Genomic DNA, 221 nt, shown 5'->3' with positions numbered 1-221 from the left:
AATGTGCAATGTATTGCGGATGTACCTGAGCCGGACATTACGGTGGTCACCGATGAAGCAGATAATTGTACTGCCAATCCAACTGTCGCTTTTGTTTCTGATGTTAGCGATGGCAATAGCAATCCTGAAATCATCACTAGAACCTATAGCGTAACAGATGATGCCGGGAACTCCATCAATGTAACACAGGAAATTACTGTTAACGATACGACAGACCCAAC

The 221-nt window shown here is 43.9% G+C and carries 1 protein-coding gene; it reads left to right on the top strand.

The window, feature by feature from the left end; all coding sequences use genetic code 11:
- Positions 1-3: 3 nt before the first annotated feature.
- A partial coding sequence (locus I6U49_RS17350; RefSeq protein WP_455431175.1) for an HYR-like domain-containing protein occupies positions 4-221 on the top strand: 218 nt, incomplete at its 3' end.

It is taken from the genome of Salegentibacter maritimus (genome assembly GCF_016236915.1).
In the GTDB taxonomy this organism is placed as follows: Bacteria; Bacteroidota; Bacteroidia; order Flavobacteriales; family Flavobacteriaceae; genus Salegentibacter; species Salegentibacter maritimus.
This window is presented reverse-complemented; position numbering and strand designations above follow the sequence as displayed.